General features: G+C 68.6%; 14 protein-coding genes and 1 pseudogene. 9 read left to right on the forward strand and 6 right to left on the reverse strand.

What is annotated here, in order from left to right:
* Positions 1–699 precede the first annotated feature (699 nt).
* Complete coding sequence (locus Q2K19_RS22360) at positions 700–969, reverse strand: hypothetical protein (protein WP_302763452.1); 270 nt, start codon at positions 967–969, stop codon at positions 700–702.
* Between the two features lie 231 nt (positions 970–1,200).
* On the opposite strand from Q2K19_RS22360, the gene Q2K19_RS22365 reads away from it, so the two are divergent.
* Together Q2K19_RS22365 and Q2K19_RS33555 are read left to right on the forward strand one after the other, a co-directional pair.
* Positions 1,201–2,094 carry an IS982 family transposase gene (locus Q2K19_RS22365; protein WP_302762558.1) on the forward strand — a complete coding sequence of 298 codons (894 nt, stop codon included), beginning with the start codon at positions 1,201–1,203 and terminating at the stop codon, positions 2,092–2,094.
* A gap of 623 nt (positions 2,095–2,717) precedes the next feature.
* Positions 2,718–2,897 carry a hypothetical protein gene (locus tag Q2K19_RS33555; RefSeq protein WP_458329380.1) on the forward strand — a complete coding sequence of 60 codons (180 nt, stop codon included), beginning with the start codon at positions 2,718–2,720 and terminating at the stop codon, positions 2,895–2,897.
* 145 nt (positions 2,898–3,042) lie between these two features.
* Here Q2K19_RS33555 and Q2K19_RS22375 read toward each other — a convergent pair whose 3' ends face one another.
* A complete protein-coding gene (locus tag Q2K19_RS22375) occupies positions 3,043–3,336 on the reverse strand; it encodes a hypothetical protein (protein ID WP_302763453.1) in 294 nt (97 codons plus the stop codon).
* 84 nt (positions 3,337–3,420) lie between these two features.
* Positions 3,421–4,257 (reverse strand): annotated as a pseudogene (locus Q2K19_RS22380) (IS5 family transposase).
* Between the two features lie 345 nt (positions 4,258–4,602).
* Between Q2K19_RS22380 and Q2K19_RS22385 the strand changes: the two are divergent.
* A complete protein-coding gene (locus Q2K19_RS22385) occupies positions 4,603–7,887 on the forward strand; it encodes a beta-N-acetylglucosaminidase domain-containing protein (protein ID WP_302763454.1) in 3,285 nt (1,094 codons plus the stop codon).
* A 197-nt stretch (positions 7,888–8,084) separates the two neighbouring features.
* Here Q2K19_RS22385 and Q2K19_RS22390 read toward each other — a convergent pair whose 3' ends face one another.
* Positions 8,085–8,285 (reverse strand): hypothetical protein, encoded by a 201-nt coding sequence (locus Q2K19_RS22390; RefSeq protein ID WP_302763455.1) that lies wholly within the window; start codon positions 8,283–8,285, stop codon positions 8,085–8,087.
* A 156-nt stretch (positions 8,286–8,441) separates the two neighbouring features.
* On the opposite strand from Q2K19_RS22390, the gene Q2K19_RS22395 reads away from it, so the two are divergent.
* The 5 genes from Q2K19_RS22395 to Q2K19_RS22415 all read left to right on the forward strand — a co-directional run bounded on the left by Q2K19_RS22395 (position 8,442) and on the right by Q2K19_RS22415 (position 13,995).
* The gene (locus tag Q2K19_RS22395) at positions 8,442–11,087 is read left to right on the forward strand and encodes a glycoside hydrolase family 3 protein (RefSeq protein ID WP_302763457.1); all 2,646 of its coding nucleotides are present in this window, start codon (positions 8,442–8,444) and stop codon (positions 11,085–11,087) included.
* Positions 11,088–11,097: 10 nt separating this feature from the next.
* Complete coding sequence (locus tag Q2K19_RS22400) at positions 11,098–11,928, forward strand: alpha/beta hydrolase family protein (protein WP_302763458.1); 831 nt, start codon at positions 11,098–11,100, stop codon at positions 11,926–11,928.
* 299 nt (positions 11,929–12,227) lie between these two features.
* The gene (locus Q2K19_RS22405) at positions 12,228–12,815 is read left to right on the forward strand and encodes a GNAT family N-acetyltransferase (protein WP_302763459.1); all 588 of its coding nucleotides are present in this window, start codon (positions 12,228–12,230) and stop codon (positions 12,813–12,815) included.
* Between the two features lie 88 nt (positions 12,816–12,903).
* Entirely contained in the window at positions 12,904–13,593 is a 690-nt protein-coding gene (locus tag Q2K19_RS22410) for an IS6 family transposase (protein WP_302772707.1), read from the forward strand.
* A gap of 81 nt (positions 13,594–13,674) precedes the next feature.
* Positions 13,675–13,995 carry a hypothetical protein gene (locus Q2K19_RS22415; RefSeq protein ID WP_302763460.1) on the forward strand — a complete coding sequence of 107 codons (321 nt, stop codon included), beginning with the start codon at positions 13,675–13,677 and terminating at the stop codon, positions 13,993–13,995.
* Here Q2K19_RS22415 and Q2K19_RS22420 read toward each other — a convergent pair.
* Positions 13,932–15,191, reverse strand: a complete 1,260-nt coding sequence (locus tag Q2K19_RS22420) for a cysteine desulfurase-like protein (RefSeq protein WP_302763461.1) — start codon at positions 15,189–15,191, stop codon at positions 13,932–13,934. The two genes, Q2K19_RS22415 and Q2K19_RS22420, sit on opposite strands and share 64 nt — an antisense overlap.
* A gap of 184 nt (positions 15,192–15,375) precedes the next feature.
* Between Q2K19_RS22420 and Q2K19_RS22425 the strand changes: the two genes are divergently transcribed.
* Complete coding sequence (locus Q2K19_RS22425; RefSeq protein WP_302763463.1) at positions 15,376–15,987, forward strand: helix-turn-helix domain-containing protein; 612 nt, start codon at positions 15,376–15,378, stop codon at positions 15,985–15,987.
* 144 nt (positions 15,988–16,131) lie between these two features.
* Here the strand turns inward: Q2K19_RS22425 and Q2K19_RS22430 are convergent, their stop codons facing one another.
* The gene (locus Q2K19_RS22430) at positions 16,132–16,719 is read right to left on the reverse strand and encodes a helix-turn-helix domain-containing protein (RefSeq protein ID WP_302763464.1); all 588 of its coding nucleotides are present in this window, start codon (positions 16,717–16,719) and stop codon (positions 16,132–16,134) included.
* Between the last annotated feature and the right edge of the window lie 99 nt (positions 16,720–16,818).

A 16,818-nucleotide genomic window follows, 5' to 3' on the forward strand; every position in this document is an offset into this window, starting at 1 on the left:
CCCGCAGCCAGCCGGCTACCCGTGTAATCCGTCAGCGTTGGGATCGGGGGAACTGGTGGTCGTGCAGTTGGGTGCACTAAAGGGCGTTGAGCCGCACTGAACGACGTTCAACGGCATCGTCCTCGGCCTGCGACCATCCGTACCCGCAGGTGGAGGCGGATGGAACCCTCTTGTTTCACACGGAGTGCTCAGCGGTTTTGGGCAGCAGTCGACAGCGCTCTATGTCGCCTGGCAGGGGAGTATGCGCAGGTCACGGCGGTAAGGAGCTGCTGGATGTCTCGACCTTGCAAGTGGGAGCAGACTGGGTGCAGCTTGGCGAAGTGGTCACCGCGTCCGAAGTGCTCACCGATGTCCGACAAGGAATAGTGCGCTGACCTGCGGCGATGTGGGCGAGCGGGTCGGCGTGACCTCCCAGAGAACACCGAAGAGGTCAGCCTCCGCTGCTCCCCGCCTGGCCGGTGCCGGCTGTCGTCGTGGAGCCCGCTGACGCCAATTATGAGGGCCTCGCCGCATCCACGTACGGCTCTGGGTCGGCCGCGCTGCTGTCGGTATGGATCCCGATACCTGAGAATCGAATCCCACCAGCAACCCTCTGGCCAGGGCTTCTTGCTCGGAGACCTATTCGGCAGCTCCGAAGAGATCGCTGCAGGAGACGCCGCCTTACAGCTCGAGTGTGACAACGGCGCAGTTGCTCGTTCCTCAGTGAGCGCTGGGGCGCCGCTGCGCGCCGAGTTCCGTTAAGACACCCAGCATTCCAGCTGGCGTGTTGTGCGCGAACACGACTTCGGCGAGCTCCGGGGTGATGTCCGGCAGGTGCCACGGTCCTTGGCCAGGGTGGGGCAGCGCGGTGACGACGATCAGGTCCATGCGGCCTTGCCACCGCTGCCGGCAGAGCATGATTTCGGCGACGTCGTCCTTGGTCATCTGGATGTGGTGGTGGGTGAGGCGGTGTAGCAGGAGGCGCAGCATCGTGGTCCCTTGAGGTGGCGGCAGTAGCGGAGATCGAAGCAGGAGGGTCCGACGTTCGGACCGCGGTGGTGGGATCGCTGGCGTCGGCAGGATCCGCTGTTCGCAGGTGCGGGAGGTGGGCCGGTAGGCGGTGTATCGAGAGGGCGGTGATCGCCCATGGTGGGGCTAGACGAGTAATTCCTAAGTCGGTCCGGGGCTGCGAACGCAGCGAAGGGTGTTGATGATCCGTTTGTGACGACAGACATCAACACCCTTCTCACCGCACTGTACGTGAAGATCGACGACTGGCTGGGGCGGCCCCGCAGGTCCGGTCGGCCACCGAAGCTGTCAGATGCTGAGCTGCTGACCCTGGCGGTGGCCCAGGTGCTGCTCGGGATCCGGTCCGAGGCCCGCTGGCTGCGGTTCGTCCCCGCGCATCTGCCCGGAGCGTTTCCCTATCTGCCGGGGCAGTCCGGCTACAACAAGCGCCTACGCGCCGCCGTGCCGCTACTGAAGAGGGCGATCCGGGCGGTGGCCGCGGACACCGACCTGTGGGCCGACTCGGTCTGGGTGGTCGACTCCACCCCGGTCGAGTGCGGCCGGTCCCGGCCCACCGTGCGCCGCTCATGGTTAGCGGGCTGGGCCAGCTACGGCTACTGCCCGTCGCACTCGCGCTGGTTCTGGGGTCTGCGGCTGCACCTGGTCTGCACCCCGGCCGGCCTGCCCGTCACCTGGGCTCTGGCCAACCCCAAGATCGACGAACGGCAAGTGTTGACCGCGGTCCTCGAACACGACCCGGACCTTTTGGCCGAACGCCCAGGCCTGCTGATCATCGCGGACAAGGGCTATGTGTCCGCCGAGCTGGACCGCTGGCTGGCCGAACGCGGAGTGCGGCTGCTACGGCCCTCCTACCGCAACCGCACCCCACGACCCGGCGAGCACCTGCTCAAACCGATCCGGCAACTCATCGAATCGGTCAACGACACGCTCAAGGGCCAACTCGACCTCGAGCTACACGGCGGCCGCAGCATCGAAGGCGTCGCCGCCCGCGTCGCACAACGACTCCTGGCCATGACCGCCGCCATCTGGCACAACCGCACCACCGGACAACCCCTGACCAGGTCCCTGATCGCCTACGACCACTGACCAGGATTAGGACTTACTCGTCTAGCGCTTGGCGGCGGGGTTGATCAATCGGCCCGTGGGATGGAAAGGGGGCCGGTTCGGCGCAACCTGCTGGAGGGTGGCGCTGCAACAGGATGCGCCGGCGGCACGTCGTCTGCACTACTGGCGCACCCCCGACGGGTACGAGTTCTCCAGGGTGGCCGTCCACGACGACTACCGCCCATGAACGTGCTCTCCCCCGCCATACGCCTACGGTGCGGCCGGCCAGCTGCGCGGTCGGCCACCTGGAACTGACAAGGAGTGCCGTGAACGAGGATGCTGTTTACGCCGCCGCCCGCAGGGTGATCGACGCCGGTCTGGCCGCGACGGGTCGGCCTTCACCCCTGGCCGGGCCGTCTGGACAATGGAAGACGCCGACCAGCTGGATGCCAGGTTTGTTCAGCGGCCGGACGCGGGCAGAGGCAGCTTCGTCAGGAAGCTACAGGGGCAGCTTGCCGCAGCATTCCCACGGCGGTGCAGCTCATGGGCGAGCTGATCATGTCGACAGCTACAGTTGATCAACTGGTGCGGCGTCGAGGCAGACGCATCCGCCGGCGTGGGAGGAGTTCACCCCGTTCCTAGCATTCCCGCCCGGGATCCGCCGGATCGTCTACACCACGAACGCGATCGAGTCGCTCAACGCCCGCTTCCGCCAGGCCGCCCGTCCCGCGGCCATTTCCCCAATGAGCGGGCCGCGCTCGAGGTGTTCTACCTGGTCATTCGCAGCCCGAGGCTCAGCCGAGCTAACGTCACCGGCAAGACCGGTGGCTGGAAACAGGCGCTGAACTCCCTCGCTACGTTCTGCGGCGAGCGCATCACCGGACACTGAGAAGACGATCGCCCCCCCCACACACACAAAGATCCGGACAAACCCTCGCCGGCATCGTCTGGATGCCTAACCATTATTGGGCGAGCAACACCCAGCGGAGGTCAGTCGGGCCGCTGGTCACGTGCCTGAGAGTACGCTCCGATGTCCCGGCGGTACTCTTCGATCAAGTCCATGATCTTCTGGTTGTGCTCGTCTTCCTGCTCGGGAGTGGCCGAGACGGTGGCGTGATGTTCGTTGTAGTCCGAGTTCATGCCATCGTGCGGATTGCTGTGCTCCGCGTTGAGCGGAACGTCTTCTGCAATTCGATCGATGTGCTTGTAATGCTCATCAGCTACCTGCTGGAGAAAGCGTTGTCTACGCTCGCGGCGCCACCTTACGGCTTCGTCGTCAACCACGTCGTTACCCTCAAACTTCTCTCGATCACTGGCGGTGCCCCCGAGGCTACCTATGCGGGAGCGAGAAGTACCCCCTTAGAACTCCTAACTCTTTGAGCGTTGGAGTCGCCGCCAGCAGATGATGGCGCGGGGGGAGGGTGAGGAAGGCTTCGTGGATGTCGTCGCGGATTTCCCAGCGGATGCGTAGCCGGCGGAGCCAGTGCAGCAGGGCGATGGTCTGTTCGACTACCCACCGTCGGGTGCCGAGGCCGGAGCCGTGGCTGGTGCCGCGTCGGGCGATGACCGGGGTGATGCCCCTGTCGCGGAGCTGGCGGCGGTAGATGTCGTAGTCGTAACCCCGGTCGGCGTAGATCCGGCCGGGTCGCTGCCGGGGTCGACTGCGGATGCCCTTGATCCGGGGGACCTTGTCGACCAGGGGCAGCAGTTGGGTGACGTCGTGGCGGTTGCCGCCGGTCAGGGTCGCGGCGAGGGGGATGCCGCCCGCGTCGGTGATGACGTGGTGTTTCGAGCCTGGCTTGCGGCGGTCGACCGGGCTCGGACCGGTTTTGGGCCCCCTTTGAGCGCCCGGATGTGGGAGCCGTCGATCACCGCCCGGGACATGTCCAGTTGACCGGCGGCCCGCAGCTTGCCCAGCAGGACCTCGTGCAGTCGTTGCCACACCCCGGCGTCGTTCCAGTCCCGTAGCCGGCGCCAGCAGGTCATGCCTGACCCGAACCCGAGCTCCTGGGGCAGGAACTCCCACGGGATCCCGGTGTAGAGGACGAACAAGATCCCGCCCAACACGCTCCGGTCATCAAGCGGCTTGCGACCGGGATAGCGGCGCCGACGAGGCGGGCGGGCCGGTAGCAACGGCTCGATCTCGGCCCACAGGTCGTCCGAGACGACCCGCGGCGGCTGCTCACGTGGGTGTCCACATCTCAGGGGGAAGCCCACCGCCCCACGAAGCAGACCACTCGCGGTTATCAATCCTTGACAGGCTCTGGAGGGTTGTGTGAACGTGCGCAGATGATCGGGGAGTCGCGCACTAACGATCGTCGCCGCGAACCCCGGGGTGTGGTCCGCGGAAGGAGACCCATGCCAAGCACACGAATGCGCCTATCGGGGCGGCATGCCCCCCGAGTTGGGGCGAGCGCTCGGCGGAGCGGAATGCGGGCCGCCGCTCTCTTCGTCGCGGTTGCGACCGCGTTGCCGATCTCGCTAGCGACCCAGACGCCAGCGTCTGCGGCAGCGGTCTCGGTACCGCCGGTTTGGCCTACGCCGCAGTCCGTGCAGGACAAGAAGGATCTCGTTCCGGTCACGCCCAACGTCGCGCTCATCACGGGGGCTAAGACCGATTCGTCCGCCATCGCTCTGGTCAACCAGGTACTGACGAGGGCGGGCGTCAAAACGGTGTCGACAGTGTCCGACGCGGATCCGGCACCAGACGCTGGCCTCTCGATCTACATCGGTGGGCCGAGCGAGAACTCCGCCTCGGATGAGGCCCTCCACGAAATCGGCATCGCCGCCGACGCCAGCGACCTTCCCCGTGACGGCTACGTTCTGGGCATCGGTAAGGGCAGCGACGGTAAGGCGCGGGCCGTCCTGGACGGGGTCGATACGACCGGTACGTTCTATGCGGCGCAGACGCTACGCCAGCTTCTCGTATCGCACCCGGGTCGGGACGTGTTCCCCGCCGTAGCCATCCGGGACTGGCCGGCAATGCCGCTGCGTGGGTTGATTGAGGGCTTCTACGGGCAGCCGTGGTCACAACAGGACCGGCGGAGCCAGCTGGAGTTCTACGGCCGCACCAAGCAAAATATCTATGTCTACTCGCCTAAGGATGACCCCTACCTGCGGGATCAGTGGCGCCAGGCGTACCCGCCGGACAAGCTCGCCCCGATTCAGGAACTTGTGGCGACGGCGGGGAGCAACCACGTTCAGTTCACCTACGCGCTTTCGCCGGGTCTGTCGGTTTGTTACAGCTCCGACAACGACGAGCGGGCCCTGGTCGACAAGTTCCAGTCCCTGTGGAACATCGGGGTGCGCTCGTTCGCGATTCCATTGGACGACATCAGCTACACGAAGTGGAACTGCGCCGAGGACGCGGCCAAGTTCGGTACCGGCGGCGGCGCGGCGGGTGCGGCGCAGGCATTCCTTCTCAACCGGGTGCAGCACGACTTCATTGCCACCCACCCCGGCGCCGAGCGGCTGCAGACGGTGCCGACGGAGTACTACGACGTCAACGATTCGCCCTACAAGACCGCCATCCGTACCAAGCTCGACCCCGCGGTGATCGTCGAGTGGACCGGCGTAGGGGTGGTGGCCCCGGCCATCACCACCGCCCAGGCTAAGAGCGCACACACGGTCTTCGACCACGACATCCTGGTGTGGGACAACTACCCGGTCAACGACTACGTGACCAACCGGCTGCTGCTCGGCCCGTACGTCGGGCGCGAGCCTGGTATCGAGCGGTATCTCGTCGGCGTGACCGCCAACCCGATGATCCAGGCCGAGGCGTCGAAGATCGCCGAGTTCACCTCGGGTGCCTTCTTCTGGAACCCGGGGGCGTATGACCCGGCGGCGGCGTGGACCGCAGCGCTGCAGGACCTCGGGGGCAGCGCATGGCCGACGCTGAAGGTCTTTGCCGAAAACAACTACTCGTCGAACATCGACCCGGCCGAGTCGCCGACCCTCAAACCGCTGATCGGCGCGTTCTGGTCGGCCTATGAGCGTGGCGTAGGACTCGAAGCCGCGGCCGCCGCGATCGACGACTATTTCGGCCAGATGGTTGGCACCCCGGCCACGCTACGTTCCGGGTTGCACAACCAGCCGTTCCTCGACGAGGTCAAGCCGTGGCTGGACAAGCTTGGCCTGTACGGCCAGGCGGGCCAGCACGCGGTGCAGATGCTGCTGGCACAGCGGGCAGGTGACGGCAACACGGCGTGGGCGCAGCGGCAGGCGTTCGAGGCAGCGCGGGCCCAGGCCGACGCGATCAGCCAGAGCGTTGCGCCGGGAGTGATGCCTCCATTCCTCGACCGGGCCGCGTCAGCGAGTGACCGCTGGCTCGGGGCGACGGGGGGGAGGGCGAAGGGCACGAACTCCTTGGGGCAGTGGCAGGCCAACTCACCCGCCAACATGGTCGACGGGGACCTCACGACGTTCTACTGGAGCGACCGGGCCGCGAACCCGGGTGCCTACGTGGGGGTCGACCTCGGGTCGGTTCAGGAGATCAGCAAGATCGATCTCTACATGAGCAAGCCCACCAGCCCGACGGACTACATCCGCCAAGGCGTGCTCGAGTTTTCCGCCGACGGATCCACCTGGACCACTGTCGGCACCTACAAGGACCAGCCGGAGATTCACGCCGCCGTCGCCCAGGGGACCAAGGCGAGGTACGTCCGGATGCGCGCGACGGCGGCACAGAATACCTGGGTGGTGGTCCGGGAGTTCCAGGTCACCGTGGTCGGCGGCACCAAACTGACAGCGGCCGGCGCCCCACCGGCGGCCGCCGGTTCCAGTCTGGCAAAGGCCGTCGATGGCGACATCAGTACGGCGTACGTCGCGGACCGGAACCCGCAGTCAGGCGAATCCCTTCAAGTCACAGTTTCGCGGACCCGTCCCATCGACCAGGTGGTGGTCCTCCAGTCGGGCGCCCCGTCGGCAGCCGCGGTGCAGGTGCGCTCCGTCGACGGCACCTGGACCACGATCGGTGACCTGTCCGGCGGCTACACGCAGCTCGACGCGGCAGGTGTGAAAACCGATGCGATTCGCCTGGCTTGGAAGGATGGTGGCCAAGCGCCCCAGATCAACGAGATCGTTCCCTGGTTCGGTGATACGCCGCTCGCTGATCTCGCCGTCGACCCAGTGGCCGTCGACGCCGAGGCCGGCGGGCAGCCCGCGACGACGACAGTTCGTCTCGCCTCGACCCGGGCCGAGGACGTCTCGGGCACTCTGACCGTCCGCACACCTGCCGGACTGACTGCGAAGCCCGCGAGCCAGGAAACCAGCGTCTTCCAGGGCCAGGACACGGGCATCCCCGTGACCGTCAGCGCCGCGGCCGACACAGCGGCCGGTTCGTACCAGGTGCCGGTGGTCTTCACCCCGGTCAGCGGTGAACCGGTCACCGCGACGCTGACCGTCAACGTCTATCCGAAGACCAGCAACACGAACGTGGCGTTGGCCACGAACGGCGCCACGGCCACAGCATCGACCACCGAGGAGGAACTACCGCAGTTCACGCCTGATCACGTGATCGACGGTGACCCCGCCACGCGCTGGTCGTCCAACCACACCGACAACCAGTGGCTGCGAGTGGAACTGGCGCAGTCACAGCGGATCGGCAAGGTCGTCCTGCGCTGGGAGACGGCCTACGGCAAGGCGTACCGGATCGAGACCTCCCCGGACGGTACGACCTGGACGACCGCGGCAACTGTGACGGCGAGCGATGGTGGCGTCGATACCCTGCGCTTCGACGCGGCGCCAGCGAAGTTCGTCCGTATGCAGGGCGTTCTCCGTGGCACGCAGTACGGCTACTCGCTGTACGAGATGGAGGTCTACCCGGTCGCTCCGTGAAGGCAGTTGCGAAGGGCCCCGCGCTCAGCCCCTCGGGCGACGCGGGGCCCGTACGCAACCTCCAGCCGGCGCAGGGGATCAGCGGGATTCAGCAGACCTCCCGCTCTGCCGAACCGCTCCGGAGACGCCGGACGGTCCGCATTTGGGACGCCGGTGCCACGAAGTTTGAGGCTTCCCGGGGGCCCGGCGCGCTCGAGTCAGGCGAGGACTACGGACCGGGCCAAATGACGTGGCTTGTCGGGGTCGACTCCTGCAGCGCGGGCTTTTCGCAGGCACACTCGGTGGACGCAGCGGACGCCGGCGGCGGCCAGCGCGATGGCGATCCAGTCGAGGATGTGCAGCTGGCCCCAACGGGACTGGTCCGGCGCGGCGGACGGCGGCTCGCCGACGGTCTCCACGAGGGCAGATCCTCGCACATAACCGGCTCGCGGCGGCGTACCGGAATCGCCGCAGCATATTGACGTCCGACGAATGGATTAGGAAGGATTCCTTACCGGGACGGGGGCGGCCCGGGCCGGCGGGGTCCGGGCGACCGGTCCCGTGGGAGGCCTGACATGAGATCGCGCAGAAACGCCGTACTCGTCGGGGCGGGCGCCCTGGCCGTGTCCCTCTTACCGGCGCCGCCGGCCGCGGCCGCCGACAGCCAGATGGTCACCGTCACGACCGACCGGGCCGTGTACCCGGCCGCCGAGGGGAGCCACGTGCCGGTGACGGTGGCCGTCACCACCTCCGACGGTCGGCCGCTCGCCACGGCGACCACCGTGCGGTACGCGACCGGCGCCGGCACCGCCACGGCCGGCGCCGACTACGCCGCCGCATCCGGCGAGCTCACCTTCCCCGCCGGCAGCCCGTCGGGCGTCACCCGGCGGCTCACCGTCGCCGTCCAGCGGGACCGGTCCGCGGAGACCGCCGAGACCGTCCCGCTCACCCTCACCTCCGCCGGAGCCACTGTCGCGGGCCGGCCGACCGTCGTGATCGACGCGCACGGCCTGCCGTACCTCAACTCGCGGCTGCCCGTGGAGAAGCAGGTCGCCGACCTGCTCGGCCGGATGACCCTGGCCGAGAAGATTGGCCAGATGACGCAGGCGGAACGGGCGGCCGTCACCGGCGACCCCACCGCGATCGCTCGCTGGCAGCTCGGTTCGGTCCTCTCCGGAGGCGGCTCGACGCCCGCCAGCAACACCCCGACCGCCTGGGTCGAGATGGTCAACACCTTTCAGGCGCAGGCGCTGAGCACCCGGCTGCAGATCCCGATGATCTACGGGATCGACGCCGTGCACGGCCACGGCAATGTGTACGGCGCGACGGTCTTCCCGCACAACGTCGGCCTCGGCGCCACCCGCGACCCCAAGCTGGTCGAGCGAATCGGGCAGGCCACCGCGGCCGAGGTGCGGGCCACCGGCATCCCGTGGGACTTCTCGCCCTGCGTGTGCGTCTCCCGGGACGAGCGGTGGGGCCGCAGCTACGAGTCCTTCGGCGAGGACCCGGCGCTGGTGGTGTCGATGGAGAGCGTCATCGACGGCCTGCAGGGCCGCGGCGCGGACCAGTTCGACGCCGACCGGGTGCTGGCGACCGCCAAGCACTACGCCGGTGACGGCGACACCGACTACGACGAGGCCGCCGCCGCGGCGAACGCGGGCAAGCCCTGGTGGGAGCAGAAGTACACCATCGACCAGGGCGTGACCGTCACCGACCGGGCGCACTACGCCCGCGTCGACCTCGCGCCCTACCCGCCGGCGGTGCGGGCGCACAAGGTAGGCAGCGTCATGCCCTCGTTCTCCAGCGTGGACTGGACCGAGGACGGGCTGGGCAACCCGACCAAGATGCACGCCAACCACGAGCTGATCACGGACGTGCTCAAGGGCCAGATGGGCTTCGACGGCTTCCTGATCTCCGACTGGGAGGGCATCCACCAGATCCCCGACCCCAGCGACCCGACCAACGGCGGCCTGACCGCGTACAAGGTCCGGGTCGGCGTCAACGCCGGCACCGACATGTTCATGGAGCCGAACACCGCCGAGCAGTTCGAGCAGCTCCTGATGGCCGAGGCGACCGCCGGACGGGTCAGCCGGGCCCGCATCGACGACGCGGTCCGGCGGATCCTGCGCAAGAAGTTCGAACTCGGGCTCTTCGAGCATCCGTACGCCTCGACCGCCAACGTCGACCAGGTGGGCAGCGCGGCGCACCGGGCGATCGCCTGGGAGGCGGTGGCCAAGTCGCAGGTTCTGCTGAAGAACAGCGGGCAGGCGCTGCCGCTGCGTCGGGACGCCTCGATATACGTGGCCGGCCGCAACGCCGACGACCTCGGCAACCAGGCGGGCGGCTGGACGATCTCCTGGCAGGGCGGGTCCGGCAGCGACGCCATCCCTGGCACGTCCATCCTGGACGGCATCCGCGAGGTGGCGCCCGGCGCGCAGGTCACCTACAGCGCGGACGCCTCCGCCCCGACGGCTGGCGCCCAGGTGGGCGTCGTCGTGGTGGGGGAGACCCCGTACGCGGAGGGCTACGGCGACGTCGGCGGGCCGGAGTGCGGCTGGTGCTCGGTGCCCCAGCAGGAGGAGAAGTCCCTGAGCCTGCAGGCGGCCGACCGCGCCGTCATCGACAAGGTCTGCACGGCCCTGCCGACCTGCGTGGTGCTGGTGGTCTCCGGCCGGCCGCAGATCCTCACCGATCAGCTCGGCGAGATCGACGCGCTGGTGGCGTCCTGGCTGCCCGGCAGCGAGGGTGCGGGTGTCGCCGACGTGCTCTTCGGTCGGCGCCCGTTCACCGGCCGGCTCCCCGTCAGCTGGCCGCGTACCGAGGCGCAGGTGCCGATCAACGTCGGTGACGCCGACTACCAGCCGCTGTACCCGTTCGGCTGGGGGCTGCGTACCGATTCGGGGCGGTCCCGGCTGGCCGCGGCCGCGGGTGACGGCTCGCAGGTGACGGCGGCGCTCACGAGGGCGACCTGGGACACCGACGGATCGCTGCGCAACGCGCCGCAGGTGCTGCCGCTGCTCAGCCGGCAGCTCGGCGCGGTACGCGGGGACAGTGGGCTGGTCGACGCGATCCTCGGGGTGGCCCGGGACGCCGCCCAGGCGGCCGTCGTCCACGGCACCGCACCGGCGGACTGGGCGACGCTGATCGCCGAGGCCGACCGGGCGCAGCTCAACGGGGACCCCGTCCGGGCGTTCACGCTGCTCGCCCGCGCGGCCAGCTGATCGGTCGGGTGTGGCCGGCGGCGCCGAAGCCGCCGGCCACACCGGCGAGCCCGCGGCGCGGCGGCGCTCCGTCCGGCACACTTTTGCCATGGACGACGAGCCGAGAAGGTCTGTCATCTCCGTGATGCTGATCGTCGCCGACGCGGCCGCCGCGGTTGCCTGGTACAAGAGCGCCCTGGGCGCGACGGACCTGTGGGACCTGAGCGGCGTGGCCGGCCTCGAGATCGACGGCGCCCCGTTTTTCCTGCACGAAGCGGATCCCAGGAAAGCCACCGAGTTCGTCGACGAGGCGACCAGCCTGGCCGAGCGTGGCATGACCGCCCTGCTGACGGCCTACCGACTGCCGCCGCACGGCGACCAGCGGGCCTGGGCCGACGCCGTGCGGGCCGCGGTGCTGACCCAGCGCCGCGGCCTCGACGTGCTGACCGCGTGGGCCGACCGGCTCTGCTACTTCGGGCACAGCGGCGGCGCCGCGCTGGGTGCCATCCTCAGTGCGGTGGAGCCGCGCCTCTTCGCGCTGGCCCTCGCGTCCTACGGCTCCGGCACCCTCAAGCGCATCGCCGCCGCCAGCCTGCCGCAGAACGATCCGGTAGCCGACGCCTACGTGGAGTTCCTGCACCGCTTCGAGCCGGCGTCCTACGTCGCGGTGCCGGGCGCCCGGCGGTTGCTGTTCCAGCACCGCAGCGACGACGAGATCGTCTACCTGTCGGAGGGGCTGCGATTGTTTGACGCCGCCGCCGAACCCAAGGAGTGGCGCGAATACCCCTGCGGACACGACACCTCGACGCCGCCGCAGGCCCGGGCCGACCGCGTGCGGCTCTTCGCCGCCACCCCGCAATAAATCCTGCCCCTCGTGGCCAGCGCAACGAGACGAGGGCGGGCCTTCGTCGTTGCGGCAGTGCGCCCGAGATACCCTGATCGGACAGCGTCGCCGCCGGAGACCGCACTGCCACATCTGCCGCGATCCGCGCGCTACGCAGCGTCACGCCAGCTGGCCCGGTTGCCGTCCGGACATGCCGATGTGCGTGCGTCTTGCGGGGGACCCTGGCCGCGGCCTTCGCCTCGACGGCGCGTACGGCGCCGGGGCAGCGCATGAGGCACCGGGCGCCGAGCGTTCGCAATCCAGGTTAGGTTGCCGACATGTCCGATTTCACGATCAAGGCGCTCACGTCGGAGACGTTCGGCGACTTCGCCGCTCTCGTCGAGCGAAACGGGGGCATGTTCGCCGGTTGCTGGTGCACGAAGTTCCATCCCGACTGTGCGGAGAAGGGCCAGAGCCGCGAGGGGAACCGGGCGCTCAAGCAACGCCTGGTGGCCGAGGGGATCGCGCACGCGGCGCTGGTCTACGACGGCGACCGCGCCGTCGCTTGGGCGGAGTACGGGTCACCCGAGGAGCTGCCCGACATCCATCACCGCAAGGAGTACCTCGCCACTGCCGAGCGACTCCCCGATTACCGGGTCACCTGCATCCTGGTCGAGCGTGGCCTTCGCGGTCGGGGCCTGGCGGCGCTCGCGCTGCGCGGAGCCGTCGAGCTGATCGCGCAGGCCGGCGGCGGCCGGGTCGAGGGCTACCCGCACGACACCGGCGGGGTCCGGAAGAAGAACTCGTCGTTCCTCTACAACGGCACCCGCGCGATGTACGAGCGCGAGGGGTTCACCTACGACCGGTCCAAAGGACAGGGCAACTGCGTGATGGTGCGCGAGGTGGCCCCGAGCACGCGTGCCTGAGACGCACCCTCAGGCTCCGTTGCGTTGAGCGTCGCCGAGATCGAGGCAGACTTGAGCAGTGAAGTCATCGACCCGGCCTGGCTCGTGGCTGCCTCCGAAGTCGGCGTTCGCCGGATTTCGGTTCTCGCCGGAGGTGATCGTGGTCGCGGTGCGCTGGTATCTGCGGTTCAACTTGTCCTATCGGGACGTTGAGGAGTTGCTGGTTGAACGTGGCGTGGAGGTCGATCACGTCACCGTGTTCCGGTGGGTGCAGCGGTTCACGCCGCTGTTGGCCGACGCCGCCCGCTTCTGCCGCCACTCGCCAGGCGACAGGTGGTTCGTCGACGAGACGTACGTCAAGGTCAACGGTGTGTGGCGGTACGTGTACCGGGCGGTCGACCAGTACGGGCAGGTCATCGACGTGCTGGTCTCGGCCCGTCGGGACGCCGGCGCGGCCCGGAGGTTCTTCCGCCGGGCGCTGTCGGCGTTGAAGGTGACACCCGGCGAGGTCGTGACCGACGGCGCCGCGGTCTACCCCGGCGTGCTCGACGAGCTGATCCCGTCCGCGTGGCACCACGTCGAACGGTACGCGAACAATCCGATCGAGGCTGATCACAACCAGTTGAAACACCGGTTGAGACCGATGCGCGGGCTACGAACGGACAAGTCAGCACAGGTGATCATCGCCGGACACGCGTTCATGCAGAACCTCCGACGCGGCCACTACGAACTCGCCGTCGACGCCCCGCCCGCTACGCGGGTCGCCGCTGCGTTCACCGAACTCGCCCAAGCGATCTGACCTCGGACCCGACATGGGCTCAACACGTCCGCCGATCCGATAACGCAACGGCGCCTCCAGGCCGTGCTCGCGGAGGCCAACATGTCGACCCCCATCGGTAGCAGCGACGTCCCGGTCGTACACGAGTCTATTTCGGACTTGGGCTCGATCCTCGACGCCTGGCTCGCCGCGCGCGCCGAAGGGATCGCCTGCGTCATCGGCGATCCCACGTTCCGGGCGACGTCCCGCGTCCGGTCGCTGACCCCGGAGCTGTCGAAGGGGCTAGAGTTCGACCTGGTCGTCCTCATCGACCCTGAGGCATTCGGCGACGGCATCGAAGGACGGGCCGGGTTCCGCCGTCACTGGGCGAGGAAGGCGGCCAGACCGTCGAGGACGCGCGCGATGTCGGTGTCGTCGCTGTAGGGGGCCAGGCCGAGCCGGAGCGCGTGCTCGTCGTCCAAGCCGAGGCGGTGGAACGGCTCGTATGCGTAGAAGGATCCGGCGGGGGCGAGCACGTTACGGCCCAGGAGGAACTGGTACGCGTCCCAGGTCTTGCGGCCGGGCAGGGTGACCAGCAGCGTCGGGGTGCGGTCGGCAGCACGGGAGTGGACCACGACGTCGGCGCCCAGTGCCGCGAGTCCGTCTTCGAGTAGGCGACGAAGGCGCATCTCGTGCTCGTCAACGGCATGCAGGGAGGCCTGCAGCCGTTCCCGCCGTGAGGAATTGCCGTTCGTGGTTCCGACGGCCGCGGGGGTGATGTCTGCGAGGAAGTCGACGGCGGCGGTGGCGCCGGCGAGGGTCTCGTAGGGGAGGGTGCCGAGCTCGAAGCGTTCGGGGACGGCGTTGGTGGAGGGGAGCAGCTTGTCCGGATGCAGGGTCTCGAGTAGGTCGGGGGAGGCGGCCAGGACGCCGCAGTGCGGGCCGAGGAACTTGTACGGGGAGCAGACGTACAGGTCCGCACCGAGGGCGGGGACGTCGACGAACTGGTGCGCGGTGTAGTGCACGCCGTCGACGTAGACCAGCGCGCCGACGGCGTGTGCAGCGTCGGCGATCGCCCGCACCGCGGGCTTGGTGCCGAGCAGGTTCGACGCGGCGGTGACGGCGACCAGCCGCGTCCGTTCGGTGATGGCGGCCTCGACGGAGGTGGGATCGATCTCGGCGGTGGTGGGATCGATGTCGATCCACCGCACGACCGTGCCGGCGTTCTCGGCGGCGATCACCCAGGGCCGGACGTTGGCGTCGTGGTCGAGCTTGGTCACGACGACTTCGTCACCCGGGCGCCACTGCTTGGCGATCACCCGGGAGAAGTCGAAGGTCAGTTGCGTGGCGCTGCGGCCGTGGACGATCCCGCGGGCGGGAACGCCGAGCAGGTCGGCGTAGGCCTGCCGGAACGCGGTGACCGCGGCGTCGGCGTTGGCCTCCGACACCGAGCCCGTGCCACGGTTGGACAGCGGGCTGGTGATCGTGGCGGCGATCGCGTCGGCGACCGGCCGCGGCGTCTGTGTGCCGCCCGGACCGTCGAAGTGCGCGATGCCCGAGGCCAGGGACGGGAACTGCGCCCTCAGCGCAGCGATGTCGAATTCGGTCGACGCTCTGGTGGCCGATTCAATGGAGGTCATTGTCAGTCTCCTGCGGTCGAGCCACATCGTGGCGGTCGGGGGCAGCGCCTGAAGCAAGACGTGTGGTCAGCTGCTGGGCACCAATCTCCGGGCCGCTGCACTCCGCGCATCGGCGCATGCAATATAATGCAGATCACCGTCACGTGCAATATGCTGCATGCCGGGCTCTTGGTGGACGAGTCGCATGCCCACCGAACTGAGTGCGGAGGTGCCGATGGAGACCAAGGCCAGCTGGAGCGACCCGTTCATCGAACGGGTCGGCCAGGAGGTACGCCGGCGCCGTCAGGAGGGCGGCATGACGATGCAGCAACTGGCCGACGCCTCCGGGGTGAGCGTGCGGATGCTCAGCCACATCGAGCTCGGCGAGGCCAACCCCAGCCTGGTCACCGTCGCCAAGGTCGCCCACGCCCTCGGCACCGACTTCGCATCCCTGGCCCGCGAGACCCGGCCCGGCTCACTGGTCGTCAACGCCCCTGGCACTGCCACTGGCATCTGGTCCTCGGCTGCCGGAAGTCACGCGGTGCTGTCCACCGCGAGCACAGCGCGCCCCTCGGCAGCCTTGTGGGACTGGATTCTCGTCCCCGGGGACTCCTACCAGGCCGAGCCGGACCCGCACGGCAGCGAAGAGCTGTTCCTGGTCCTCAGCGGCGTGCTCACCCTGATCGCCGACGGCCACGACGAAACGGTTCTCGACACGGGGGCATCAGCGCGGCTCGCCACCGACCGGGACTACGGCTACCGCAACGACGGCAGCGAACCTGTCAGGTTCATCCGCGTCACCCACGTCGCCACCTAACCGGCATCGCCGAGCAGGCCGGGATCGAGATCGTTCGCGTCAGCACCGGAGGCATTCGGGCTGACGCCCTCGACCCGGCCCATCGCTTCGCGACAGCAAATCTGCCCAGAATCCGTGACCATCGTTAGGGCAGCGGGACTACGCCTAGGCGCTGCCGCTCCAAGGGGCGGGCACCAGCACCCAGATCAGTTCGGCGCTGCGGCTCTGGCTGGTGTTGATCCACGTGTGCGGCTCGTTGCCGACGAAGGTGAGGGCGTCTCCGGCCGCGAGTCTCTGGCGTCGATCGGTGAAGACGACGTCGACCACGCCCTTGAGCACGTAGACCACCTCGAGCTGGCAGTTGATCGTGTAGAACTCCGTACCCCCGGTGCCGCCCGGCTCCGCGACCGTATGGATGAGCTGGAGCCTGGGTTCGCGTCGTGGGGTCATGAGTCGCTCGTTGACCCCGGTGCCGCCCAGATTGATCGCGGGCGCTGTCTCCCGGCGTACCAGCGTGGCGTCGGAGGCGGTGAAGAGCGAGCCGACGTCGAGGCTCATCACTTCGCAGAGCGTGATCAGCGATGCCACGCTGGGCGACGTCTCGTCCCGCTCCACCCGGCTGAGGAAGCCCTTTGTCAGACCGGCGGCCGCGGCGAGCTGGTCGAGCGTGAACCCGTGTGCCTTGCGAGCGGCGCGCAGCTTCGCGCCGATGCGGACCTCGTTGTTCGTCGGTGACACCGGCAGCGGTCGCATGCGGGTAGTTCCTCCACAACTTCTGACCAGGAGACGGCCATTCTCACCCGTTCCCTTGACATCACATGATGTCGCCCCCGATGCTCCCTAGCAACCTTT

This window comes from Micromonospora sp. NBRC 110009 (assembly GCF_030518795.1).
Classification (GTDB): Bacteria; Actinomycetota; Actinomycetes; order Mycobacteriales; family Micromonosporaceae; genus Micromonospora.

Bases quoted from the DNA above. Each gene is read 5' to 3' on its own strand.
- Q2K19_RS22405 (WP_302763459.1), top strand. From the start codon at position 12,228: ATGTCCGATTTCACGATCAAGGCGCTCACGTCGGAGACGTTCGGCGAC.
- Q2K19_RS22360 (WP_302763452.1), bottom strand. From the start codon at position 969: ATGCTGCGCCTCCTGCTACACCGCCTCACCCACCACCACATCCAGATG.
- Q2K19_RS22415 (WP_302763460.1), top strand. From the start codon at position 13,675: ATGTCGACCCCCATCGGTAGCAGCGACGTCCCGGTCGTACACGAGTCT.
- Q2K19_RS22425 (WP_302763463.1), top strand. From the start codon at position 15,376: ATGCCCACCGAACTGAGTGCGGAGGTGCCGATGGAGACCAAGGCCAGC.
- Q2K19_RS22430 (WP_302763464.1), bottom strand. From the start codon at position 16,719: ATGCGACCGCTGCCGGTGTCACCGACGAACAACGAGGTCCGCATCGGC.
- Q2K19_RS22420 (WP_302763461.1), bottom strand. From the start codon at position 15,191: ATGACCTCCATTGAATCGGCCACCAGAGCGTCGACCGAATTCGACATC.
- Q2K19_RS22395 (WP_302763457.1), top strand. From the start codon at position 8,442: ATGAGATCGCGCAGAAACGCCGTACTCGTCGGGGCGGGCGCCCTGGCC.